This is a genomic window from Limisphaerales bacterium (assembly GCA_014382585.1).
Taxonomy (GTDB): Bacteria; Verrucomicrobiota; Verrucomicrobiia; order Limisphaerales; family UBA1100; genus JACNJL01.
Window position 1 is genome coordinate 1 of record JACNJL010000035.1, and the last position, 25,471, is coordinate 25,471.

Consider the following 25,471-nt stretch of genomic DNA (forward strand, 5'->3'; position numbering starts at 1 on the left):
AACCAACTAACTGATGTGAAAGGTCTGGAGAAGCTCACGAAGTTAAAGTCGCTGGTTCTTTGGAACAATAAACTGACCGATGTAAAGGGTCTGAACAAGCTCACGAAGTTGGTTTCGCTGGATCTCAGCAAAAATCAACTGACCGATGTGAACGGTTTGGAGAAGCTCACGCAGTTAACGGGGCTGGGTCTCAAAGACAACCCCGACCTCACAAAGGCACAGATTGCTGAACTTCAAAAGGCATTGCCGAAGTGCAAAATTCACAGCAACCTCCCTTTAACCAAGGAAGAATCGGCGCAGGTCGTTGAGGCAGTGATTCGCAAGAAACTCAAGAAACCCATAGGCGAACTCACCAAGGCGGACTTAACGAAGGTGACGAGGCTGGATATTCGCGATAATGGCCTGACCGATGTGAAGGGTCTGGAGAAACTCACGCAGTTAACGTCTCTGGATCTCCGTGACAATAAACTGAACGACGTGAAGGTGTTGGAGAAGCTCACGCAGTTGACGTATCTGGATCTCAGTAACAACCCTGACCTCACCAAGGCACAGATTAACCAACTGAAAAAGACGATGCCAAAGTGCCTAATCGGCAGCAACCCCACGAAGTAACCCCTCTCTCTTCCCCCACCCAATCGTCTCAGTTAACTCATCAATCACGTTGAGACCCAAGTTACCCGGGAGATCTCACATATCTCGACACAGATTCCACAGTTGTCTCCACGACTAATTCTCTGAATCCCCAGTGGATTTCCCCACCACCTGTAGCCATAATAGTGTTATGGGAAGAAGGAAAACATACGACGGAGTGATTGAAAGAGTCACCGAACCAGCATTCAGCAAGAAGTACAACTGGTGGTCATTCTCGGTGAAACATGACGGGAAATGGAACTCCGTTACTTCACGAGACAAAAAATCAGCACAAAACCAGTACAAGATCTATGTTCGTCGGAGCAAAGCAAACGAGTGTGGAATCAATCTGGTATCCACTCCTTTAACTGAACAGCAACTTCAGATAGCACAGTTGGCATTCAATCGTCTCGATACCGTGGGTCACTTGAAGATTGATGATGACAAGACTGCCAAGGTGTTGATTGAGAGTGTTGATTTCTTCATCAAGAACTACACCGACTATGCTGCTCCCACCGTGAATGAATGTGTTGGGTTGTTCCTTGAGAAGCAGCAATCCAGAAATCTATCGGAAGCAACATTGAATGATTACAAATACCTGCTGAATGAATTGATGGAACAGTTCGGGGAAGAACGAGTGAGTTACCTGAATGCCAAACGTTGCAAGAAGTTCATCGAGAAACGGGAAGGTGATTCACAAAGGAGAGCACGATTCATTTACCTTAAAGCATTCATGGAGTTCTGTGCCGGGAAGAAGAACATCTATTGTGAAGACACACCCTGGTTGAAACGTAACCCGATCAATTGGGAGATGCCTAAGTTTGAAGCAAAGGAGATTGCCGTTTACACCTTTGAAGAGATTGTGATGTTGCTTAAGGAAGCAAGAGAGAGAGGGGTCTTGGGACACTTCATCTTCCGGTTGTTCTCGATGATGAGAACAAAAGAGATGAGTCGATTCACCGAACTTGGTGGGTCACAGGTAGCCGACAACAAGTTCATTAACCTGAATGAGAAAAGAATCACCATCAACAATCTGGTGTACAAGAAACGTGGTAGGGCAGAATTAAGGGGAAGACATTACAACGACATCCCCGGTGTGTTTGTGAAGTGGATCAAGTACCTTTGTGATAACGAGATTCCCCTAGAGTGTTCATTGAGACATGAGAAACTAACACGGGGAGTAGTGAAGAGATTAAACAATGTGAAGAATGTGATTCGTCATACTGCTATCACCTATAACACCTTGAAGTTCAGAGATGCTTTGAAGACATCTTATGCTGCTGGAAACTCCGTGAACGTGATCCAGAATCATTACCTGAACATGAATGTTGATGAAGACGATGTTCAGAAGTTGTACGAATTGACTCCAACCAGAGCAAAGGAGTTGGGGATCATCTAAAAACACTTAGTTTGAGAATAAAAACTAAATGATTTATCCCAAAAACAGGGGGTTCTAAATACCCTCCAAATCGAGATTCTCGAAACTACGTTCAGATCCTCCTTCTGAGACTGTGAAATACAGAAATACACCTCACTTCAGACCCAAAATATCTCAAAAAAGTTGCTCTTTAGGGGTAGATTTCCACAAACTCTGTGGTTTAATAGGGTATGACTAAACACAAAAATCATAAAAACCCTAAGAAAAACATCAAAATCCTCACCAAACCCCCTAAAACTCCTTACCGCCGTAAAACCCCTATATGGGTACCCACGTGTGAGTTTTACGGCGGTACCCAAGATTGCTTATTGGTGGGGTTTGATACGGAGTTTGAAAGGGAAGGAAAACACAACAATCTCCTCTCCTATCAATTCCATGTAAAACATCCCAACGGATCGGAGTGGAAGGGTATCGGTTATCTCCGTAGCAGAGAAGATCGAATCACATTAAACGAATTCTTTGAATGGGTCTTCTCCGAAGGATTCAAGCAGCATAAAATCACAAGGTATCCTCAACGAATTTATCTGATAGGTCATTTCACGATTGCTGATCTGCCGGGGTTCTCGAATTTCAAAGATTTTCAACATCAAGTGAATGCTGTCCGTAAGTGTCTTGTGACAACTTCAAAAGGATACAAAGTTGAGCTGATGGATTCGGCTGATCAGTCGTTCGAAATTAAAGCAATATTTCGTGATAGTATGTTGTTGGCTCCAACGGGAAAGCAACGGTTAGCAGATATTGGAACTCTTGTGGGTGTAGATAAACTCAGTATGTCGGAAGATGAAATCTCCAACATGAGCAGTGTTCTTGAAAATGATCCGGAGAAGTTTGAACGCTATGCAATGAGAGATGCTGAAATCTGTGTCAAATACTCTGAAACAATTTTGAAAGTGATGGAGGAAATCAGTGGTGAACGTCTGTTGCCCAGCACAGTTGGCAGCATAGGAGTTTCCCATCTTCAAAGAGTATGGGTAAAGAACAACCGTGATCGACTAGCGATTCTGGGAAAGGAAATTGTAAAGGAGGGTCAATGGCAAAAACGTAAGCAGCAATACTGGATGTCAAATAAAGAAGTTAACTTGCCGATGAGACATCTTAAGGAGCTCTTTGCCACAGAGTGTTATCATGGTGGACGGAACGAGCAATACTTCTTCGGCATCGGTAAAGAAGGTGTTTGGACTGATTACGACTTGTGTGGTGCTTACACCACGGCAATGAGCTTGATTGAATTACCCCTTTGGGATGAATTGTATTCCACTGTCGATTTGAAAAAGCTTACCAATCTTAAATCGATGGGTTTTGCTTATGTTGACTTTGAATTCCCCGATGAAACACGTTTCCCATGTCTCCCGATTCGAAGTAATGGTGGTTTAATCTTTCCGTTAAAAGGTAGTTCAAATTGCTCAACTCCGGAATTGTTTCTTGCTCAACAGATGGGGGCAAAATTGAAGGTTAGAGATGGTTTCATTCTACCAACAGATTCCTCGGTACGACCATTTGCAGAATTCATCAAAGAGTGTACCCACAATCGCAAATCTCACCCTAAAGGTTCGATTTTCGAGTTGTTCTGGAAAGAAATTGGAAACAGTACATATGGTAAAACAGCACAGGGTTTAAGAGAGAAGAGATGTTTTGATACAAAAACTGCTGATGTAAAGCTACTCCCCGAAAGTGAAATATCAAACCCGTTCTTTTCAGCATATGTCACTTCATTCGTTCGAGCTGCTTTAGGTGAAATTCTACATCTGTTGCCGAAAGAAACACTGGTGAGTAATGCTACAACGGATGGTTTTCTTTCTACAGCAGGAGATGATCAATTAGAACACATCACATCTGGTGAACTTTGCCAAATGTTTGGTAACACTCGTAAATCAATCACAGGTGATTTCGAAGTGTTGGAAGCAAAACATAAAATCCGACAACCGTTGGGTTGGAGAACACGTGGTCAAGCAACACTCTTACCACTGAGAGGTGAGAAGATGATTCTAGCCAAAGCTGGCATGAAGCCGAAAACACAACACAAGTTGAAACAGAACACTTGGATTGAAGATATGTTTTTCCAAAGAACCCCTGAAAAAACATATAAGTTTGATGTGTTCACTAGTCTTCGTGATATATGGTTAAAGGAATATGAGTTAACAAGCTTCACCGTTAAGAAGCGATTGTCGATGGAGTACGACTGGAAACGTATGCCGTGTAATCCGGCGATGAGATCATACAATGAACACAGTCATCTATACTTCGACACAAAGCCATGGGTTGATATGATCGAATACAACAAGTGTCGTGAGTCTTGGGCAGAATACAATAGCGAGAGACACGTTTGCCTAAAAACAATCGAAGATTATGATTCATTCAATGCTTATCAAACTCTCGACATTAAAGGAACAGGCTTAAAGAAATCTCGAAAAGATCCTGTCATCAAGACGGCTTGGAAGATGTTTGTCAGGTCATATGCTCGCTCTGAGTGGGGTTTAGATAAAACACAATACTCATACCCAGAAATGGCAGAATGGTTGTCAAAAGCTGGATATCCCACTAAGCGAACTGACTTCGAAAATGGTTCTCGAAAAACAATGAAGCTGATTGAGAACATTGTCCCCAAGTCAGATGAGACATTGAAATTCCTCAAGATCATTAAAGAGAGGTTCCCACAATTCTATGAAGAGAAGTTCTTCGTCGTAGACTAAATACTTTTGATGGCTGGTCTATTTGAAAAAGCATTTTTGAAATCACTGAACGAAGACACATTTGCTGATATGGTCACGGACGGAAAAGCACCAGTGTCAGAAGAAGAAGTCGATGAACTTCTTGAGCTAGAGATTCTTGAACCCACCGAACCCGATGTCTGGGAGATGTATCATCGGGGATTGATCGACAAGGAAAAGAGAGACTCTCTCCTGTCTCCATTCAAACACAAACGTCAGATGAAGAAGCTGGAACGTGTCAGAAAGCAAAAACAGGTTCGTAGGTGGCAAGGTATGAGACAGAATCAGATCGACATGGAATTGGCTAGAAATGCTGAACCTGACGAATGGGTTCAGTACATGATCTTGAAGAGACTGGGTGTTGTGTAATGGCTGTTTATCCCTGATTATCTGTCTTATTTGAATTCTCTTGGTCTTCTGAACTTCTCTGAATCAGGATGGTGGGGTATTTTTTAATTACCGTCTAACAAGAAATGAAAAATTTTATATTATCACTATTGATTGTAATGCTAGGAGGGTGTTGCGCCCCGGCAGTGCAGCTCAAGGGTGACGAAGGGGCTAGAGCATATAAGCGAACACTCATTGCTGGGCCATTGATTGAGCGAGGGTCCCAGGCTAGCGTATTAGGAGGGTTGAAGCCTGATGGAAAAATTCTGAAACTTATCGAAGCGTATCATAAAACCGGGAATAATTGGAGCGAGGAGGAAAGAGAAAAAAAACTTTTCAGTTTACCTAAGAAAAAAGTCTTAGAACAACTTCTTCTTATTCTTGAGAGTGATGATCTATTGATTTGGGAGAACTATGACTTTAACCCTTCGAACGGGTTCTCCAGCAAAAATGTGTACCCTACTGTGCTTGACCTTTTACTCGACAGTTACGGTACTAAAAAAGAGTGCGCACCAATCCAGAAATTTCTCTCCAAACTACTGAAACGTGATACCGAAAATTATATGTTTTTCACAACAGTAAGGTGTTGTGAGTTTCTGGGAAAATTCCCTGAAGACTCATCAATTCCTGTCCTCGTCAGGGCCTTGGATAATCCGGGTAAGTATAGTCTTTGGTTCAGACAGAAGCTGATCCAAACTCAAAACGTAAGAGGTGAAGCATTACATGCCTTGGAATTAATCGCGGGCGATGAGGTGTCATCTTACAAGGTAAAAGGAAAAACAGCACCCGTAGCTGCCGAGCCAAAAGACATATGGATCAAGGAAGCAAAGCAATGGTTCTCAAAGTTTCAGTGAGCCACCTCTGAACTAATTATGGGAAACTCAAAAACTCACGGATTCCAATTGTGAAACTGGAGCGGGTGATGGGAATCGAACCCAACGAACATCGAACCAAAGGTTTTCCCCCTCAAATCAAAGGTTTTGTCCGCCAGATCAATGGTTTTAGCGGCAAACCAATGGCTGCTTACGACAAATCACAGCCAGTTTCCCCCAATCCAAGACTATGAATTGCCCAAACCATGGGGCATTCTCGCCGATCCATAAGCACGTTTCCGGCCGAGAAATTGCTTGAGAGTCCTGTTAATTGGGCTTTCCGTATGTGACTGCGGAAACTTGTCCCCACCGGCAAACCGTGATTAAGTCGCGTAGTTATGAGCATCGAAGACAAACTTACTGAGATGGGCCTCACGCTGCCCGAGGCACCGGCGGCGGTGGCGGCTTATCAGCCGTGGATTCGCACGGGCAACCTCGTTTTCACTTCCGGCCAGTTGCCGTGGCGCGATGGGGAGATTGCTTACGCCGGCAAGCTGGGCGCTGAGGTTTCCAATGAGGACGGCTATCACGCTGCCCGCCAATGTGCCCTTAATGCCATCGCCCAACTCAAGGCGGCCACGGGTGATTTGGAGAAGGTGCAAAAAATCGTCCGGATTGAAGGGTACGTCCATTGCGCCGAGGGATTCAGCAGCCACCCGCAAGTGCTCAACGGCGCATCGGATTTGGTAAGTGAACTTTTCGGCGAGCGCGGCCAACACACGCGGCTGGCGCTGGGCATCAATGAAATGCCCCTAAACGCGGCGGTGCAATTGGCGATGACGGCGGAAGTTGCCGATTGATCAAAGAATTTCTTTGATGGCTTTGCCTTGGTCGACGAGCGGGACGGGGCGGCCGGCAAAATCTTTGAAGGTGGTTTCGGGGTCGATGCCCATCACTTCGTAAATGGTGGCGAGGACGTCATCGGGCTTGAGGGCGCGCGCGATGGGATGCTCGGCTTTGCTATTGGTGGCGCCGATGACTTGGCCGGTCTTAAGTCCGCCGCCGGCGAGGATGACGCTCATCGCCTGGCCCCAGTGATCGCGGCCGGGAATGGGGATGCCGGGTTGGCCGCTGTTCAGCTTGGGTGTGCGGCCGAATTCGCCCATCACGACGACGAGCGTGTCGTCGAGCATGCCGCGTTGTTTTAAATCTTCCAGCAGACCGGCCACGGCGCGGTCGAGAAACGGCAGGCGTGCCTCGAGGCCAACTTTAATTTTCGAGTGCGTGTCCCAATGCGGCATGTCGACGGTCACAAAACTCACGCCCGATTCCACCATCCGCCGCGCCATCAACGTATAATGCCCCCACGGGCCGCGGCCATAAAGGTCGCGCATCTTGGCGCTTTCCTTTTCCATGTCAAACGCCTCGCGCGCCTTGCCGCCGGTGACCATGTCCACCGCTTCCTGCTGATAACGGTCCAGCGATTCGAGCGAGCCGGATTGGTCGATGTTGCGGTTGATTTGGTCGAGGCTATCCAGCAGGCCGACGCGGTTGCCGATGCGCTCAGTGTCGCCGGCCAAATTCGCCAACACCGGCGGCGTCTGGATTTTTGTTTTCGAGGTCGCGCCGAGGTACTTCTGTTTCATGTTGAGCTGAAACGGATTGTACGCCGCGCCAAGATAAGCCGCGCCTTGATAGCCGGGATAAAGATAAACGCTCTCCGCCGCGGGCAAGCCCACGTACGCCGGCATGCCCTTGGCGTTGGCGCCTTTCACGCGCGAAACACAGGAACCGACCGAAGGATATTTTTGCGCCTTGTTGGCCGAGGTGCTGCCGTAGCGGCCGGTAAGCATCCAGTGCGCGGCGGCAAAGTGATCGCCCGTGTCGTGATGCACCGAACGCAGCACGCACATTTTGTCCGCGTGTTTCGCCTGCAGTGGCAGCATTTCGGAAAAGCGAATGCCCGGCACGTTGGTGGGCATGTCCAGCCACGGCCCGCGATACTCCTTGGGCGCGGCCGGCTTGGGATCGTACGTCTCCATATGGCTCGGGCCACCATCGAGCCAAATCAAAATCACGGATTTATTATTCCGCTTTGCTACCCCCTCCGCCCGCAACCGCAATAAATCCGCCGTGGAAAGGCCCAACACCCCGAGAAATCCCGCCTTCAACGCCGTGCGCCGCGAGAAGCCCGCGCAGTTTTTTCCGATTTGGCCGTGGTTGATTTCCAGCATCGCTGTGGATTGGACGTTACAAAAGATTGTGAATTCGAGAAAGAGAGGGGCAAGGACCATTTTGGAATGACCAATTCCCAATGACCAAATCCCAAGGAATTCCCAATATTCAAAACCCAATTTGGGAATTGGTTTTTTCCTTGGTTATTGGGCTTTGGTCATTGGTCCTTGTTTATTGGTCCTTCTTTTTGCCAACGGCAAAAAGCGTTCTCGTGCCGCGCAGATACAGCACTCCATCGGACATCGCGGGCGTGGCCATGAGCGTTTCGCCGACAGCGCGTTCAATGGGCGGACGAAATTGCTCGCCCGCCGTGAACACGAACACGATGCCGTCCTCGCCGGCGCAGTAGATTTTGCCGTCGGCAGCAACGGGCGAGGCGCTGAAGCCGTGGCCGCGGTGGCGGATGCGCTCGTAGTAATGTTCCCGGCCGGTCTTCAAATCGAAGCAGCCGATAAGGCCGCTGTTGTTCAGCGCGTAGACCTTGCCGCGATAGATGAGCGGCGTGGGCATGTATGGGCCGCGACGGTTTTGCCACGCAACATGTTTGCTGCCGGTGAGGTTGCCGCGGCCGCCGGCGCTCAGGCAAAAGATGGGGCGCTCGGGATGCCGACCGCTAGCGACGATGATGCGGTCCCCGGCAAACACCGGCGTGGGCGCGGTGATTTTCGAACTGCCGCCCAGCCGCCAGAGTTCCTTGCCGGTTTCGGGGTGGTAGCCGCGGATGAATTTCGAGCCGTTGGTGACCAGTTCCGGCGCCTTGCCCGGCCACACGTTGGGCGTGCCCCACGAGGGCAGCTCGTCGCGTTTCGTGCGCCACAGTTCCTTGCCGGTTTTCACATCCAGCGCGACGATGAATGAGTCCTTCTGCGTGTCGCATTGCACAAAGACTTTGCCGCGCCAGATGATCGGCGAACTGGCCGAGCCCCATTCGTACTCCGTCAAGTCGTACGCGCCCACGTCCAGCCGACCGAGGTTTTTCTTCCACAAAAATTTCCCCGCCATCGAATACGCAAAGAGCCCTTCCGAGCCAAAAAACGCGACCACGCACTCGCCATCCGTCGCCGGCGTGGCGTTGGCGTAAGTGGCCTTGATGTGCCGCTTGTCGGTCGGCGTCTTTTTCACCGCCACACGCGACCAAAGTGTCTTGCCGGTTTTTTTGTTCAAACAAATCACGCGCCACTCGTGCACCGACCGATCCGCCGCCGCCGTGCCCGCGCCGTACAAGCCCGGCTTGAACGTGGGATCCGCGATATTGCTCACGGCGGTGGTGAGAAACAATCGTTCACCCGCAATTACCGGCGATGAGTGCGCCAAACCAGGAATTTTAACTTTGAACAAAACTCCTTCGCCCTTTGCGGCATCCCATTGGGCGGGCAGCTTCATCCCATCCGCCACGCCGGATGCATTGGGCCCGCGAAAGGAAGACCAGTCCGCCGCGCCCAAGGAGGCGGCGGATTTTGCCCAAAGTTGGCCGTACAAATAGGTGGCGGGCTTGGGCGCGAACGGTGGCGCGGCGAGGACGTAGTTAGCTGTAAAAATGAACGCAATAATCCATCGCATTTGGGGAGTATATCGCAAGGCCACCAAACAAAAAAACTCAAATTTCACGAATGAGCTATTCGGCAGCACCCAGCAATCCAAACGCACGCCCATGTGCATTCATGCGCGACAGTTTGAGAAACAATTGGTATAACTCGGCAGGTTAATCCTTTGAACATCCAAGCAAACAAGCAAATCTTTACGCCATCATCCAGTTATGAAAACACACCTGTTCGCCGCCTCTTTTTTCATTATCCTCCTGCAGCTCAATCCTACCGCATGGGCGGCGGCGTTGCTTGTGCCGCAGGATTTCAAAACCATCCAAGCCGCAATCGACGCGACCCGAGCTGGCGATTCAATTTTGGTCAGCGCCGGTAAATACAATGAGCGCATTCGGCTCAAACCCGGCCTCACCGTTCGAAGCGCTGGTGATGACGCGAAGGGAAAACTCGGCCTGCGGCGGGCAGAGGCGACGATCATCGATGGCACCGGCGGCAAAGGGCCCGGCGTGATGATGGCGGCGGGAGCGACACTCGATGGCTTCACGGTAACAGGTGTTGGGAAATACGACGAAGCACTTTGGCAAAAACATCACGCCACACAGGGCAATCAGCAGATACACGAACACATTGGAGCGGAGGGCACGCCCGGCATCGAGGCGCGACACGATTGCACGGTAGCGAACAATATCGTCCACCACATCGGCTACACCGGCATTGCCATCACGGGCGCGGAAGACCGGCGCGTGTCACCGCGCATTGTCGACAATGTCACGTACCGCAATATGGGCGGCGGCATCGGCTCGATGAAAAAATCGACGGCCCGCATCGAAGGCAACCTTTGCTTCGAGAATTTTTACGCAGGCATTGGCCACAACGACGCCAGCCCGATTGTCATCGACAACAGTTGCTACGGCAACATCCGTGCCGGCATTGGCATCAGCGAAGGCTCTCGACCAATCGTCCGCGGCAATCGCTGCCATCACAACCGACGCGCTGGCATCGGCATCCGTACTGGCGCGGACACCCAACCGGTGGTGGAAGACAACGACTGCCACGAAAACGACACGGCCGGCATCGGCACCGAGGAGGGCGCGCGGCCCATCCTGCGCGGCAACCGTTGCTGGAAAAACAAACTCGCCGGCATCGGCGCACGTGATAAGGCGCAGCCGATGATTATTGAAAACGAATGTTTTGAAAACACGCTCGCCGGCATCGGAATCGAGCACGAGGCGCGCGCATTGATTTCCAGAAACCTTTGCCGCAAAAACAAAACCGCCGGCATCGGCGTACAACATCGGGCCAGGGCCACAGTGCTCGGCAACCGCTGCCTCGAGAACGCAAAGGTGGCCATTGGCGTGGGCAACGGCGCCAGTGCGCACATCGCCGGCAACCAACTCACGCGCACCGGCGGAATGCCTCCGCTCATCGCCATTCTCAAAGGCTCAAGCGCCGTCATCACCGGCAATACGTTTACCGGCGGAGGCGTGGCCGGCGTGCTCGTGCAGGGCAGTGCGCGCATCAGCAAAAACCGTTTTGAAGGCAATGGCCCACGTCGCGGCGGTCCACCCAATTTTGCCGTGTGGGCCCACGCCGGATCAGAAGTGGAGTTTCACCAAAATGAAATCAACCGCTGGCGCCACGCCCTCTCCTCCTCCGGTGCCAAATCCGTCACCGCCCACCACAACCGCACCAGCCAATTCCTCGGCACCGCCATTGTTATCCAAAAAACCGCCACCCCCGCCCACGCCACCCACAATACCGCCCTCACCACCAACGACCAGGACGAATCCGTCACCCTAACCGGCCCCCGCGGTGTGGTGGAGGGAAATGTGTGCAGGGCAAAATGAATCAGCTTTGCCGGCTGCGCGAAAGACGCAGATGGGTGGGCGACCTGCACCTCGCCTTCCGCAAGGTTTCAAGATTGCCCACCTCTTTTTCCGGATCCAGCACCGGAACGTAATGCTTCTAAAGCCCAGTTCAAAACGGGCTGGGTACGAGGAAGGCGTGTTGCTCAAGGAGGCTGAGGGTGCCGTTCCATGAAACGTACTGAGTGAAAAATAGAATAACAACGTAGCTGAAGATGAAGGGCAGTGCCAGCCCGAGAGCGGTCAATCGGCAGAACCATCTCATCAAAACGTTGGGGGACGCCTCGCCGTGTGCGGCACGGCCCATAGCCCAACCGGTCAACAACCGGGCGGGCAGGCCGAAAACCACGAAGAAGAGCGCGGGCAACCAGGTGATCTCGGCAGGGGTCAGTTCAATTTTTAAAAGAAACAACGGCACGGCGAGCACAAGAGTAGACGTAAGCGCGAACCAAAATTTAAATGGCGCGCGGCCGGCGAGACGGCACACGGGCCAGATTTCAATGAAGGCGCGGAAGCGGTTTTCGGCGGCGAACCGCACTTGCAGGAAAGGAAGGAAAAGCAACACACCCATCAGCAATGCACCGCCCACTAGCGACACGAGCACGCCGGCGTTGTGGGCGATTTTCGAGGCGAGAATCATCAGGCCCACGGGGATGAGCAACCACAGCACCGTGCCGGCAAAGCCGCGGGTGCCGAGCCAAAACAATTCCGGAAGGCGCAGACCGTCTGCGGTTTCCCAAACGGCATCGCGGGCGGAATTGAATTTATCGGGTGTTCCCAGCCAACGAAAAAACCGAATGGGTGCGGGCCAAAAAAAGTGACGCAGTTTGCCGCCGCGAAGCAGTGCCCAAATGATGTGAAGGCAGGTCATTCCAGTGAGTATCCACAGCCCCACGCTCCAGCCGCCGACGCGATCCGGGTTTACAATCACCGCTGAGTCGCGCAGCATCGCAAGATATCGCACCGGCCAGAGCGCCAACCAAATGCCCAGAACGATGCCGCCCAGTTGCCCGGCACGGCGCACGCCGATGAAGCCATCGCGCAATCGGCCAGTGAGTGCGATGGTGCCGCTCACTCGCAGCAGGTAGCCGAGGCTAATCAGATTTACGATCGGGATTACCGAGATCACCGCCAATCCGCCGATCAAGCTCACCATTCCAAAGCACCAACCACAAACCGAGTAGGTGCCGCGGGCAAGTCGCCTCGGAAAGGATCGCTTCAGCCCGGTGGTTGACGCCTCAATTTCCGGCGGCGAAACCTCCGGCGCAGTCACAAGCACAGGTGGCACCATCCGCGGCGGCACTCCTTCATCTTGCTTCGAGGTGTTCATTGAGGTATATTCAGGGACGACAATGGCCCTCGAGAAGATAGCTTCACCCGTCTGGCAACGCAACCTGCTCTTCGCGGCGGTTTGTATCTTGGGAGCGGGCTGCGTGATTTCAAATATACTGAAATCCGACACGATGACGCTGCCCAACCATCAGGCGAGCCGTTATGAAAAACCTGCGTTTCGGATGGCTGTGGATTGGGTGGATGAGGAGTTTGCCGCCGACTGGGAAAAGGCCGGGCTAAAGCCTGCGCCGCGGGCGGATGACCTGACGCTGATCCGCCGCCTCTCACTCGGGCTCACGGGCACCATTCCATCGCTTCAGGAAATCCGCGCACTCGAGGCACAGCCGGAGGGCGAGCGGATCCAATGGTGGCTCAGCCATCTATTCGAAGATCGTCGCACGAGTGATTACCTCGCCGAACGGTTTGCCCGCACATATGTCGGCGTAGAAAACGGCCCCTTTCTCATTTATCGCCGCCGCCGGTTTGTTAGTTGGCTGGCCGACGAAATTCACAACAACCAGAATTACGATAAAATTGTGCGCTCGCTCATCACCGCCGAAGGACTTTGGACCAATAATCCGGAGGTCAATTTTGTCACCGTGACGGTCAACCAAAATGAAGACGACAAAGGCCCTGACGAAGTGAAGCTCGCCGCACGCGTGACGCGGGCTTTCCTTGGCGTCCGCATCGACTGCGTCCAATGCCATGACGATCATCTCGGCGAGGACTGGCTGCAAGAGGATTTCCACCAACTCGCCTCCTTCTTTGGTGGCACCGACATGGCCATCTCTGGCATTCGCGAGACCGGCAAGAAATACGAATTCAAATACCGCGGCAAACGCGAGCCCGTAAACGTGCCGGCGATCGTCCCGTTCCAACCCGAGCTACTCCCCGCTGACGGACGCCCGCGCCAACGCCTCGCCCGTTGGGTCACCCATTCCGAAAACCGCGCCTTCGCCCGTACCACTGTCAATCGCGTTTGGGCGCTGATGTTTGGCCGCCCATTAATGGAGCCAGTCGATGAAATTCCGCTGACCAACACGAAAGAAAATCCTTATCCACCCGGACTCGAAACGCTTGCCGATGATTTCATCATTCACAAATATGATCTCCGCCGACTCATTCGCGTCATCGCCGCCACTCGCGTGTTCAGCCTCGACAGCAAGTCGGCCGCCAACCAACCGCCGCCCACCTTAAAACAGGAACAACACTGGGCGTCCTTCGCAATCACGCGGCTGCGCCCCGAACAAGTTGCCGGCAGCATCCTCCAAGCCGCCTCACTCACCGCCATCGATGCCGATTCACATATCATTTTCCAACTGAGCCGAACGTTTCAACAAAGCGATTTCATTAAACGCTACGGCGATATTGGCGAGGATGAATTTTTTATGCAGGGCGGAACCATCCCGCAGCGGTTGCTGATGATGAACGGGAAAATGGTTCACGAACGCATCAAAAACGATTTGATCGCCAACGCCGCCTCGCGCATTCTGGCCACGGGCGGTACCGATGCAAGAATCGTCGAAGCCACCTTTCTCGCCGTGCTCACCCGTCGACCCAGCCCCGCAGAATCCAATTACATTGTCGGCGCACTCGCAAAAAAAGATTCCCTCAGCCGCAAGGCAAAACAGGAAGACCTATACTGGGCACTGATCAACTCCACCGAATTTTCTTGGAATCATTAAATGATAAACCCTTGCAACAGCGCCAGTCACCTCTCGCGCCGCACCATGCTGCAAACCACCGGCCTCGGCGGGCTGGCGTGGCTCACACCGGTCGCTCATTTACTCGGTCGCGCGCAGGAAAAAGCGCCCACCGCTGCACCCGCCAAATCGGTCATTATGCTGTGGATGGCCGGTGGCCCCAGCCAATTGGAAACCTTTGACCCGCACGCGGGGAAAAAAATCGCCGGCGCCACCCGCGCCATCAACACTTCCGTCAAAGGCGTACAACTCGCCGAAGGCCTTCCGCAAGTAGCCGAGGTGATGGACGAGCTGACCCTCGTGCGCTCTATGATCAGCAAAGAAGGCGACCACGAACGCGGCTCCTACCACGTTAAAACCGGCTACCGCCCGGACCCCACACTCATCCATCCATCCATCGGCGCCGTGATGTGCCACCAACTGCCCGCGGGCAAATTGGACATCCCGCGCCACATCTCCATCCTCCCCGGCCAATGGCCCGCGCGCGGCGGCTACCTCGGTGCGCAGTACGACGCCTTTCAAGTTTACAATACCAACGGCCGTGCCGGAAACATCACCGCCCGCGTAAACCCCAAACGCATGGACAACCGCCTCACCGCGTTGAACGCCATCGAACAATCTTTCGCCCGCGGCCGCCGGGCGGAACTTGATTCCAAAACCACTCTCCACAACGCCACCATCCAAAAAGCACTGCGGATGATGAACTCCGATCAGCTCAGCGCCTTCGATGTCACTCTGGCTCCCGCCAAAACCCGCGCCGCCTTTGGCGACACCCAATTCGGCCGGGGCTGCCTCGCCGCCATCCAACTCATCGGCGCCGGCGTCCGCTGCGTCGAAGTCACCCTCAATGGGTGGGATACTCACGCCAATAATCACGAAGCCCACGTCGCGCAAAACGCCATTCTCGATCCCGCGTTCGCCTCGGTCATCCGCGAACTACGCGCACGCAAACTGCTCGACCACACCATCGTCATTTGCGCCGGCGAATTCGGCCGCACGCCAAAAATTAATCCCGCCAACGGCCGCGACCACTGGCCCACCGGCTTCTCCATCGCCCTCGCCGGCGGCGGCTTCCGCGCCGGCCACGTCCACGGTGCCACCGATCCCAACGGCGGGAAAAAAACTGCCGAGGACAAAGACGCCATCCGGGTCGCAGACATCCACACCACCGTCCAACACGCCCTCGGCATCAAATACGAAAAAGAATTGATGACCCCCATTGGCCGCCCCATGGCCCTCAGCGAAGGTCGGGTCATCAACTCTCTGACCAAAAATATTTAATTTTCCTCCACAACAAAAAATAAATTAAACGACTCTTGATTGTCGACGTCCACAGTCACACATGGCGGCATCCGGAGGATTTCACCTCCGACCACTGCGAGCAGGCGAAAAAGGCGCGGGGGGATGTCGAGGTGGATCTCACCGTACGCTTCGAGGATTACGCGGCGGCTTGCCCCGCGAATGAGGACGTGCACACGATCGTCTTCGGTGGCAAAGCACGGCTCAGCGGAATTTGGGTGGACGACCCATACGTGGCGGAATACGCCGCCACGCGGCCAGACAAGCTCATCGGGTTTCTTTCACTCGACCCCACGCAGTATGGCTGGCAGGACGAACTTCGACACGGCCACCAAATTCTCGGCTTGCGCGGCATCAAGCTGCTCTCAATGTACGCCGGTTTCCGGCCGGATGATACGTTACTCGATCCGCTTTGGGAATACGCCACCGACCACGCGCTACCGGTCCTCCTCCACACGGGCACTACGTTTATCAGCCAAGCGCCGCTGGAGTGTACCCTGCCGCGCCACCTCGACGTCGTTGCCACGCGTTTCCCCAAAGTAAAAATCATTATGGCCCACCTCGGGCATCCATACGAAGGCGAATGCATCGTCGTTGCCCGCAAGCACCCCAATGTTTACGCCGACATCAGCGCGCTTTATTATCGCCCCTTCCAACTCTATCAAAGCCTGATGCTCGTACAGGAATACGGTGTGTGGCACAAAATCCTGTTCGGCACCGACTATCCCTACACCACCGTCAACGACACCATCGCCGGCCTGCATAACCTAAACAGCATGCTCGAAGGAAGTGCCTTGCCAAGACTGTTGGAAACGGAAATTGACAAGATGATTTACCGGGACACCTTGCCCTTGTTGGGGCTTAACTGAATCGCTAATTTCCACGGCCACAATGGGGTTGCGTCTTTTGGGCTTCGGCGCATACTGGATTTACCATCCAAACACACCCCCAATTATCATGAAAAAAAATCTTCTTCCTTTTTCATTTTCACTCCTCGCATTTCTCGCCGTGTCAGCATTCGGGCAGGCGGAGAAAGCGGCTTTCGCGCTGGCAAAACAGACCCGTGGCATTGCAGTAGTCACCGGCAAAGACGAACGCGCGATGGCGCTGTATGTCCTTGAATTAGCGCAAGCGAGTGAGTTAACGATTTATTTTCAGTCGCCCGATGCTGCCACCGCACTCGCTGTGCGCAAAGCGGCGGATGGCGCGGGGTTGCTGGGGCAGCGCGTGTTTGTGGAACAAAGCCAGCTGGACCGAATTTGCCTTGGCGACAACATGGCGGACTTTGCCACCCTGTTCGGACCAGATGTGAAGGACGCTGAAATCCTACGTGTACTCCGGCCGGGCGGGCAGGCAAATGTCGGTAACCGAATCATTACCAAACCCACCTCCCAAAAGACCGATGCGTGGAGCCATCCCTTTCACGGGCCGGATAATAATCCGCAATCCACCGACGCCGTGGCGCGCGCGCCGTATCTCACACAGTTTATTCAAGCACCGAAGTTTAGCCCGATGCCGCAAATCACCGTGGCCGCCGGGGGGCGCGTGTACCGCGCCTTCGGCCACATCGCGCACAAGGCCAACCAAAACGAAATGCTCAACACCCTCATTTGCGCCAGCGCGCATAACGGCATCATCCACTGGAAACGCAAGCTCACGCCGGGCTTTATGATCCACCGCAACACGATGGTGGCTACCGACGATGCCTTGTATATGGCGGATAACGAATCGTGTAAAATCATCGACGCGCACACGGGCAAAGTACGCGAAGAGATCATCATCCCCAAAGGCGTGGGCGACGGCCCAACGTGGAAATGGATGGCGATGGTCGATGGCACGCTGTACGCATTGGTGGGTTCCAGAGAAATTTCTGTGAAGACCGTCCCCTCCGGCAAACCCGGCCTCGGCCATTGGCCGTGGGGAATGTGGGAAGGGCACGATTACAAAAACCCCAAAACCAATTTCGGTTATGGCCGCACATTCGTGGCGATTGATTTGAAGACCAAAAAAATCAAGTGGCAGCATTCGGAAAAGGAATTCATCGACGCGCGCGGCGTGTGTTTGCGCGATGGGAAAATTTATTTTTATAGCCCCAAGAAATTCCTCGCCGCGATCGGCACCAACGGCAAACCGGCTTGGCGCAACTCAGACCAAGATTTGCTCGAGGCCATTGCGCCCCACGCGCGCGCACAGCATTATATCACCGGCTACGCAACGACCGCGTACATCAAGTGCACGAAGGACGAGATTTTCTTTTCCGGCCCCACACGGCCAAATTTGGTATCCGCCGCCACGAAAGATGGCCGATTGTTGTGGCACAAGAAAGGCGGCGGCAATGTGCAACTCGTGTTGCGCGAGGAAGGAATTTTTGCCGCGGGCGCGCAGCGCAGCAATGGCGGGATGATTCTCGAATACAAAACCGGCAAAGTGAAAAGCATGATGCCGTGGCGCCGCGCCTGCACCCGTGCGACCGGCAGCATCGACAGCGTTTTCTTCCGCGCCAGCGGCGGCACAGTGCGGATGGATGTGCCGAGCAACACCGCCCAACACATCGCGCCGATGCGGCCGCCGTGTCAGGACGGCGTCATCATTTCCGACGGCAACCTTTTCTGGGGCCCGTGGATGTGCGGCTGCCAACTTTCGCTCTACGGCCACATCAGCCTCACCGCCGCCGGCAATCAACTCGCCAGCCCCGGCGAAGCGCGCCCGCAATTCGAGTCCAGCAAAGGAGATCTCAAAAACGTTCGCCCACTTGCCGCCCACAAAAATGATTGGTCAGTTTACCAAGGGAATAACCGCCGCACGTCCACCACCACACTGCCTTTGCCCGCCGCGTTGAAGGAGCGGTGGAGTTTCCCCGCCCCCACCGCCGCGCTGCCCACCGCGCCGGTTACCGCGGGTGGATTAACCTTCATTGCCAACCGCAGCGGCGTGATCCGCGCGATGAATTCCAACGGTAAACTGATGTGGGAAACATTCACCGGCGGCGCGATTTATTTCCCGCCCGCCGTGGCAAAGGGCCGCGTGTATTCCGGCAGCGCGGACGGACGCGTGTACTGCCACGAAGCCGCCACGGGCCGCAAGTTGTGGAGCTATCGTGTGGCACCGACGGAGCGCTGGATCGCGGTGTTCGGTAAACTCATTTCCACTTGGCCCGTCGCCGGCGGGGTGCTGGTGGAAGATGGAACGGTCTACGCCTCGGCCGGCATCGCGCATTACGACGGCACGCACGTGGTCGCGCTGGACGCCATCACCGGCAATCTCAAGTGGCACAATGACAGCAGCGGGTCGCTCAACAAAAAAGTGAACAGCGGCGTGAGTATGCAGGGTAGTTTATTTATGGAAAACGGCAAGCTCTGTTTCCTCGGCGGCGGCGTGCAGGAAGTCGCGCAGTTCAATCTCGACGACGGCAAGTGCGTGAATACGCCGGTAAACAATCCGCAATCCGGATATCGCACCGCGTTTTATCCGTACTACCCCGAGTACGGCAACTACGTCTCGCTCGCGCACACACTGGCCGATGGACGCGAACTGGTGTTCGACGCCAGCTACGAGGGCAACAAATTCAATTACCTCCACGCATTGGCCGCGCTGCCTCCCGGCGCGCCGAAGCTCACCAAAGAACGCGCCCGCTGGAACGCCCGCCGTGGCGCGCCCCAACGCAAAGTGCTGTGGCGCGACGCCCGCGGCCGCCGCTTCGCCGGATTCATCGTCGGCAAAACCCGCCTCCTCGGCGTCGGCGATCAAGGCGCGGAGAAGGACCCCTTCATCACCCTCATCAACCTCAAAACCGGCAATGACGAATGGACCGCGAAACTCCCCGCGCAACCGATCAAAGGCGGCGCAAGCATCGACAGCGCCGGAAGGATTTGGGTGACGTTGGTGGATGGGCGGGTGATGTGTTTTGAAAAGGGATTAGAATGATCTGAGTCAAAACTCATCAATCCGCTACTGATAGTCCAATTGAAAAACATACCTGACACTTCGGGGCTGAATGTCTCGCCGCTAATTGGGAATTCTAATGAAGTGTCCATTGCCCCAGCAACACAACCGAAAAAGAATATGAAAAACCGCTTGACATTCGAGCGGCGTACGTCAGTTTTTCCCCAATGTTATCAAAGCAAAGACATATCAAACTGCTAATCATATCAATCGCTCTCTGTCAGGTTTTCAGCGGCAACCTGAGAGCTGAAAATGATTTTTTTGTTTTAGAATACGAGGAGGAAATCAACGATGACACGGGTTTAGTTGAGTATTTTGAAAGCGGGTTTTCATTAACACAGGGATTTTATGAACAAGCGGGGCTGATTAACAAATTTGGCGATTATATTGAAACGGGGCAATCTTCAGAAGGAGGCCAATACATTTCCTGGACACCACAACCCACTAGTCCTGAATTTTTTGAGACCTCCAATTTTACAAACACCATAAATCATATCAATTGGTTTAATGATAAGTCACTTGAAGAACAATTGATTGAAGGAATGAACGGCTACAATGACTTGGATAATTTTTTCATGTCCATTCTCATATTCAATAAAGTAGATTCGATTACCATAAATTTCTACCCGAAAGCATTAATAATTGAAGATGACCCCCTAAAAAATGACCCAGTATTACATCAACAGGAAATCGAGATTACTCTCAAAAATAATAATAACGAACTGGAGTTCCTCCTTTCCCTCGATAAGCAAAAGGTTGACGCTGATGTTGTGGGGTTGCGGTTTTATTTAACAACAAAAATAAACGTTCGCGATTTACGCTTTAACGAAAGGGAGGATCTTAGCCATGAAGTAGAATTCGGTAAAGTTAGAACAGGATTCGGGAATGCTGTCTATGAGCCAGGCACCCAATATCGTTATAAACAACATTGGGCAGACGAGAAGTTTCCAAACAATGACAATATCAACAGATTTGTATTTGGCGGCAGAATAAATGAACTTGATTTATTGTTTTGGACTCATTTTGAACTGAATGTTTTTTTAGTAAATTGGATAGAATCATGGATCGAATAATCATTATTTGCTGCCTGTCATCAGGGTTAACACTAGGCTGCTTGAACATAGGCAATCAAGTGCATAAGCCTGAAGAGTTTTCAACAAAACCCATCAAAAATGATTTTTCCGAGGTTGATGCGGAATTAGAAAGAAAGGTTCGCAACTTAGCTGAAGCCATCTACTTTCCTCGAGAGCTTAAAGATTTAGATTTGGAAACAGCGACTGTCGAGGAAATTTATTTGGCTCAAAGATTTCCGATGCTTAGGGACAGCATGACAAACACAATGATAGAGAGTTTTCGGACCGACAAATTTGTGACAGGCAGAGTTAGCAAGGCGGATTTAAACCATGTTATACAAAGATTGAAAGATGCCGAAAAAGCAGCTTTTGCGAAATGGGGGAAGTAGTGAAACTAACCGGCGATTCCTAACGCCGCGTTCATCGTCGGCAAATCCAGCCTTCTCGGCGTCGGCGATGAAGGCGCGGAAAAGGAACCCTTCATCAACCTCAATACCGGCAATGACGAATGGACCGCCAAACTCCCCGCCCAACCGATCAAAGGCGGCGCAAGCATCGACAGCGCCGGAAGGATTTGGGTGACGTTGGTGGATGGGCGGGTGATGTGTTTTGAAAACGCGAAATAACTTAGGCCAAGATCTCTTTCACCACCCGTGTGGGATGCGTGTGAGTTAGTCGCTCGTGGAGTCCATTGCGATCGAAGAAAAGTTTTTCATGGTTCATGCCGAGCTGGTGGAGGATGGTGGCATGCCAATCTTGAATGCTCACACGGTCTTTTACTGCCCCAAAACCGATGTCATCGGTTTCGCCATACACAGTGCCGCCTTTCACGCCGCCACCAGCCATCCAGTTAGTAAATCCGCTCGGGCCGTGGTCGCGACCGGCCTTGGCATATTCACCCTGAGCCATCGGCAACCGACCGAATTCGCCTCCCCACAGAATAAGCACATCGTCGAGCAGTCCACGTTGCCGCAGATCACGCAGCAATCCGGCAGTGGGAAGATCGCTTTGTTTACAGGCAGCCGGCAAAGAAGTCTTGATGTTGTTGTGGTTATCCCACATTTGGCCTTTTGGATAAATTTGGATTAATCGTACGCCTCGCTCCACCAACCGTCGCGCCATAAGGCAACGCTTGCCAAAATTATCCGTTTCCTTCCCGCCGATGCCGTACTGCTTACGCGTACTCTCCGTTTCTGTTGAAACATCCAGTGCTTCAGTAGCCTGCACCTGCATTCGTGCAGCCATTTGATAATTGGCAATGCGCGAATCAAGCACATGCTGGTTAGGGCGCTCTGCCTTGTGAATTCGATCAAGCGCGTTGATCAGGTTGTGCTTGGCAGCACTCACACCCGCGGGCTCTTTAAAATCCGGCTTGAGATGCAGCATTGGGGTGCCTTCACTCTTAATGGACGTGCCTTGAAACAGCGGTGGCAAATATCCGCTCATCCAGTTTTCCACGCCGTTTACTGGCAGTCGGTTTTGAGGATCAGCCAGCACTACGTAGGCGGGGAGATTCTGGTTCACGCTGCCGAGGCCGTATGTGATCCAAGATCCCATGGTCGGGTGACCGGGAAAGGTCTCACCACTTTGCCATTTATAACAAGCCGGCTCGTGATTTTCGTGCACGTTAAACATGGAGCGAATGACAGCAATATGATCCATTTCCTTTGCTGTCTCCGGCAGCAATTCGCTCACCCACGCGCCGCTTTGCCCATATTGTGCAAACTTCCAATGGCTACGCATGAGATGACCTTTCATGCTGCGACCAGCAGGCGCGACCTTGGTAAATTCCTCCGGCGCATCTTTACCGTGCAATGTTTCCAGTGCCGGCTTGGGATCAAACAAATCCACTTGCGACGGCCCACCCTGCATGCAGAATTGAATAACCGCCTTGGCGCGGGGCGCAAAGTGCGGCTGGCGTGGCTGGGTATCCGTAGGGAGAGCTGATTTGTGGTGCCGCTCCGTTCCATACAGATCACGAGTCAATAGTGAGGCCAGCGCCGCACCATAAAGACCGTCGCCCACGCGATCAAAAAATGTGCGGCGATTGATTTCGATCGAGTTCATCATTAGTCAACGTACAAAAATGCGGCGGAATTAAACAACGCGTGGCACACCGCCGACAGTGCTTTGTTGCGTTGGCCGGTTTCTTTTGCCGCCACGAATTGACGCTCCAGTTCCTGCATCGATTTCGTCATTCCTAGCAGCTCTTTCTCTGACGGCGGTCGATTAATGATTTTGCGATACGCCAACCTGGTGGCCGCCTCGATGGTTTTGGCTTCTTTCTGAATCTCCGAAGCCAGCTTGCGCGACAGCTCGTAAATCACTTTGTCATGCAATAAAAACAGTGGCTGCTGCACCACAGTGGAGTTGATACGGGTGACACAATTGGGGTTCATCGCCGGCAGATCAAACGTCTCCAACATTGTCATCATGTGTATGCGGCGTTGGCGAATATAAACACTACGGCGCCATCCCCCTTTCCCCGGCTTGCCCGTGACATAACCTCTTTCACGCACCTGCACATCATCAGGCTTGCCCCCCAAACGGATATTCAATTGACCGGTGATAGCAAGCAGTCCGTCGTGCAATTCCTCCGCATCCAGCCGCCGCATACGCATGCGCGAAAGCCAGATGTTGTCGGGATCCTTTATCGCGGTAGTTTTGGCATTAAAAGAAGATTGCCGATAAGCGGTGCTGGTACAGATAAGGCGATGCAGATGCTTGGTGCTCCATTTGTTTTCGACCAACTCGATGGCCAGCCAGTCGAGCAACTCAGGATGCGTAGGCACACTACCGAGTTTGCCAAAGTTATCCAGGCTCGCGACAATTCCCCGGCCGAAATGATGTTTCCAAATGCGATTCACCCACACCCGGGAGGTGAGCGGATGATCCGGATTGGTCATCCACCGCGCCAGCGCCAGCCGGTTACCCGTCTTGTTTTTGCCCACCACTTTAGCAGGCTGGAAGGGGGTTTCTGAAAACACCCGTGGCAATGCCGGCCCTACCCGCGCCCCGGGGCTCCCGGGATTGCCGCGCAGATTCACATAAGTCGGGGAAGATTCACCTCGATCCCACAGCGCGCGAATGAGCGGCATAGTTTTCTTCTTTGCTTTCAGGTCGTCTATTTTCTTCTTCAACTCCTTGCGTTCCATTCCCTTTGCGGATGTGAAATTCTTCTCTAGTGGATCCAACTCCTCTTTCAACTTCGCGTTGTAAGCCTCAATGGGTTTGCGTTCTTCAGGCAACGCCACCGGCAAATGCCGGCGTGTACTGCCTGCCCATTGATTTCTAAATGGCTGTGGTGTCAGCCAGTTGTACTCATCATATGAAGCTTTAAAGATGGCTGCGAAGGAATAGTAATCTCGCTGACTGATTGGGTCGTACTTGTGATCGTGGCAACGCGCACATTTCATGGTCAACCCCATCACGCCACCGGCGAGAATTTGCAATTCATCACCGATGACTTCAATTCGGTCCTCCACGCGGTTTACGGGATTAGCACTGGTGCCATCGGGGGCCATACGAAGGAATCCTGTGGCGACTAATTTCTCGATGACGTTTTCATCGATCGCCTCGGGGTCCGAATAATCCACCAACTCATCACCGGCGATTTGCTCCACTAGAAAATCATTGTACGGCTTGTCGGCATTAAAAGAGTTGATGACGTAGTCGCGATATTTCCACGCGTAATCCCGAATCATGTCTGCATTGCGTTTGCCTTCGGAATCTGAATAGCCGGCTAGATCCAGCCAATGCCGCCCCCAACGCACCCCGTACGCGGGCGAAGCCAGCAGCCGATCTACAACTTTCATATAAGCCGTTGGGCTAGTGTCTTCTTCGAACGCCACCATCTCCGAAGGCGTGGGCGGAAGGCCAGTGAGGTCGTAGGTGACCCGCCGCAGCAACGTGTGCTTTGATGCTTCGGGCGAGTATCCCAGTTTTTGAATGGCCAGTTTTCTTAGCAGAAAAACATCGATAGGATTGCGAATCTTGGATTGGGGGATGGCAACTGTTGGAATGGTCGGCCGTTTCGGGGGTTGAAACGCCCAATGATTGCGAGCTCCGGGTTTTAGCTTCACCGGCTTCAGCGTTTGCCATACTTCCGGTGCCCCAACACTGATCCAATCGCGCAGGGTTTTTAACTCGCTTGCACCCATGCGCTCAATACCGGCCATGCTGATGTTTTTATCTGGCGGGCATTCACGCGAAACAATGCGCTGAATCATTTTACTTTCCGCCGGTTTCCCGGAAACAAATGCACCGCCAGCAAGCATGGTTGACTTGGTGCGCAGATCGAGCCCGCCCTCGCGTGCGTCCTGCCCATGGCACATCACACACCGCCGCAGCAACACCGGAATGGCGTCGTGCTGCGTGACCTTGGGTACGGCGGTTGCGGAAAGGGACAACAACACAACCGGCAGCCAATGATGGATTCGCAAATTCATGCTGAAAAATCCTCCTGTTAGAAGCCTCTTACGGCAAGGGTATTCGACGATCTATCAT

Annotated in this window: 19 protein-coding genes and 1 pseudogene; 15 read left to right on the top strand and 5 right to left on the bottom strand. The window is 52.8% G+C overall.

All coding sequences use genetic code 11. The features are described from left to right. The 8 genes and pseudogenes from H8E27_06135 (at window position 1) to H8E27_06170 (ending at window position 6,835) form a co-directional block, all read left to right on the top strand. Window positions 1-270, top strand: a pseudogene (locus H8E27_06135) (hypothetical protein). Further along, a complete protein-coding gene (locus tag H8E27_06140; GenBank protein MBC8325187.1) occupies window positions 259-612 on the top strand; it encodes a leucine-rich repeat domain-containing protein in 354 nt (117 codons plus the stop codon). The pseudogene H8E27_06135 and the gene H8E27_06140 overlap by 12 nt, the downstream one beginning before the upstream one ends. A gap of 196 nt (window positions 613-808) precedes the next feature. Then, window positions 809-2,029 (top strand): hypothetical protein, encoded by a 1,221-nt coding sequence (locus H8E27_06145; protein ID MBC8325188.1) that lies wholly within the window; start codon window positions 809-811, stop codon window positions 2,027-2,029. Between the two features lie 209 nt (window positions 2,030-2,238). Beyond that, complete coding sequence (locus tag H8E27_06150) at window positions 2,239-4,758, top strand: hypothetical protein (GenBank protein MBC8325189.1); 2,520 nt, start codon at window positions 2,239-2,241, stop codon at window positions 4,756-4,758. A gap of 9 nt (window positions 4,759-4,767) precedes the next feature. Continuing rightward, window positions 4,768-5,145, top strand: a complete 378-nt coding sequence (locus H8E27_06155) for a hypothetical protein (protein ID MBC8325190.1) — start codon at window positions 4,768-4,770, stop codon at window positions 5,143-5,145. Between the two features lie 104 nt (window positions 5,146-5,249). Beyond that, window positions 5,250-6,017, top strand: a complete 768-nt coding sequence (locus H8E27_06160) for a hypothetical protein (protein ID MBC8325191.1) — start codon at window positions 5,250-5,252, stop codon at window positions 6,015-6,017. 50 nt (window positions 6,018-6,067) lie between these two features. Continuing rightward, a complete protein-coding gene (locus H8E27_06165; protein MBC8325192.1) occupies window positions 6,068-6,229 on the top strand; it encodes a hypothetical protein in 162 nt (53 codons plus the stop codon). Window positions 6,230-6,373: 144 nt separating this feature from the next. Beyond that, window positions 6,374-6,835, top strand: a complete 462-nt coding sequence (locus H8E27_06170; GenBank protein ID MBC8325193.1) for a RidA family protein — start codon at window positions 6,374-6,376, stop codon at window positions 6,833-6,835. Here H8E27_06170 and H8E27_06175 read toward each other — a convergent pair whose 3' ends face one another. Next, complete coding sequence (locus tag H8E27_06175; protein ID MBC8325194.1) at window positions 6,836-8,209, bottom strand: DUF1501 domain-containing protein; 1,374 nt, start codon at window positions 8,207-8,209, stop codon at window positions 6,836-6,838. A 172-nt stretch (window positions 8,210-8,381) separates the two neighbouring features. Continuing rightward, window positions 8,382-9,770, bottom strand: a complete 1,389-nt coding sequence (locus H8E27_06180) for a PQQ-binding-like beta-propeller repeat protein (protein ID MBC8325195.1) — start codon at window positions 9,768-9,770, stop codon at window positions 8,382-8,384. 196 nt (window positions 9,771-9,966) lie between these two features. On the opposite strand from H8E27_06180, the gene H8E27_06185 reads away from it, so the two are divergent. After that, window positions 9,967-11,598 carry a right-handed parallel beta-helix repeat-containing protein gene (locus H8E27_06185; GenBank protein MBC8325196.1) on the top strand — a complete coding sequence of 544 codons (1,632 nt, stop codon included), beginning with the start codon at window positions 9,967-9,969 and terminating at the stop codon, window positions 11,596-11,598. Between the two features lie 130 nt (window positions 11,599-11,728). Here H8E27_06185 and H8E27_06190 read toward each other — a convergent pair whose 3' ends face one another. Further along, the gene (locus tag H8E27_06190; protein MBC8325197.1) at window positions 11,729-12,772 is read right to left on the bottom strand and encodes a hypothetical protein; all 1,044 of its coding nucleotides are present in this window, start codon (window positions 12,770-12,772) and stop codon (window positions 11,729-11,731) included. Between the two features lie 196 nt (window positions 12,773-12,968). On the opposite strand from H8E27_06190, the gene H8E27_06195 reads away from it, so the two are divergent. The 6 genes from H8E27_06195 (at window position 12,969) to H8E27_06220 (ending at window position 21,354) form a co-directional block, all read left to right on the top strand. Continuing rightward, window positions 12,969-14,633 (top strand): DUF1549 domain-containing protein, encoded by a 1,665-nt coding sequence (locus H8E27_06195; GenBank protein MBC8325198.1) that lies wholly within the window; start codon window positions 12,969-12,971, stop codon window positions 14,631-14,633. Continuing rightward, complete coding sequence (locus tag H8E27_06200; protein MBC8325199.1) at window positions 14,634-15,932, top strand: DUF1501 domain-containing protein; 1,299 nt, start codon at window positions 14,634-14,636, stop codon at window positions 15,930-15,932. A 35-nt stretch (window positions 15,933-15,967) separates the two neighbouring features. Then, window positions 15,968-16,819: an amidohydrolase gene (locus H8E27_06205; GenBank protein ID MBC8325200.1), complete on the top strand. Its 852-nt coding sequence runs from the start codon at window positions 15,968-15,970 to the stop codon at window positions 16,817-16,819. Between the two features lie 88 nt (window positions 16,820-16,907). Beyond that, a complete protein-coding gene (locus H8E27_06210) occupies window positions 16,908-19,874 on the top strand; it encodes a PQQ-binding-like beta-propeller repeat protein (GenBank protein ID MBC8325201.1) in 2,967 nt (988 codons plus the stop codon). A 185-nt stretch (window positions 19,875-20,059) separates the two neighbouring features. Continuing rightward, entirely contained in the window at window positions 20,060-20,965 is a 906-nt protein-coding gene (locus H8E27_06215; GenBank protein ID MBC8325202.1) for a hypothetical protein, read from the top strand. Further along, window positions 20,953-21,354, top strand: a complete 402-nt coding sequence (locus tag H8E27_06220) for a hypothetical protein (GenBank protein MBC8325203.1) — start codon at window positions 20,953-20,955, stop codon at window positions 21,352-21,354. Before H8E27_06215 ends, H8E27_06220 begins: the two co-directional genes overlap by 13 nt. Before the next feature lie 238 nt (window positions 21,355-21,592). Here H8E27_06220 and H8E27_06225 read toward each other — a convergent pair whose 3' ends face one another. Both H8E27_06225 and H8E27_06230 read right to left on the bottom strand, forming a co-directional pair. Then, the gene (locus tag H8E27_06225) at window positions 21,593-23,032 is read right to left on the bottom strand and encodes a DUF1501 domain-containing protein (protein ID MBC8325204.1); all 1,440 of its coding nucleotides are present in this window, start codon (window positions 23,030-23,032) and stop codon (window positions 21,593-21,595) included. 2 nt (window positions 23,033-23,034) lie between these two features. Then, on the bottom strand, window positions 23,035-25,413 hold the full coding sequence (locus H8E27_06230) for a PSD1 domain-containing protein (protein ID MBC8325205.1): 2,379 nt from the start codon (window positions 25,411-25,413) through the stop codon (window positions 23,035-23,037). Window positions 25,414-25,471: the final 58 nt, after the last annotated feature.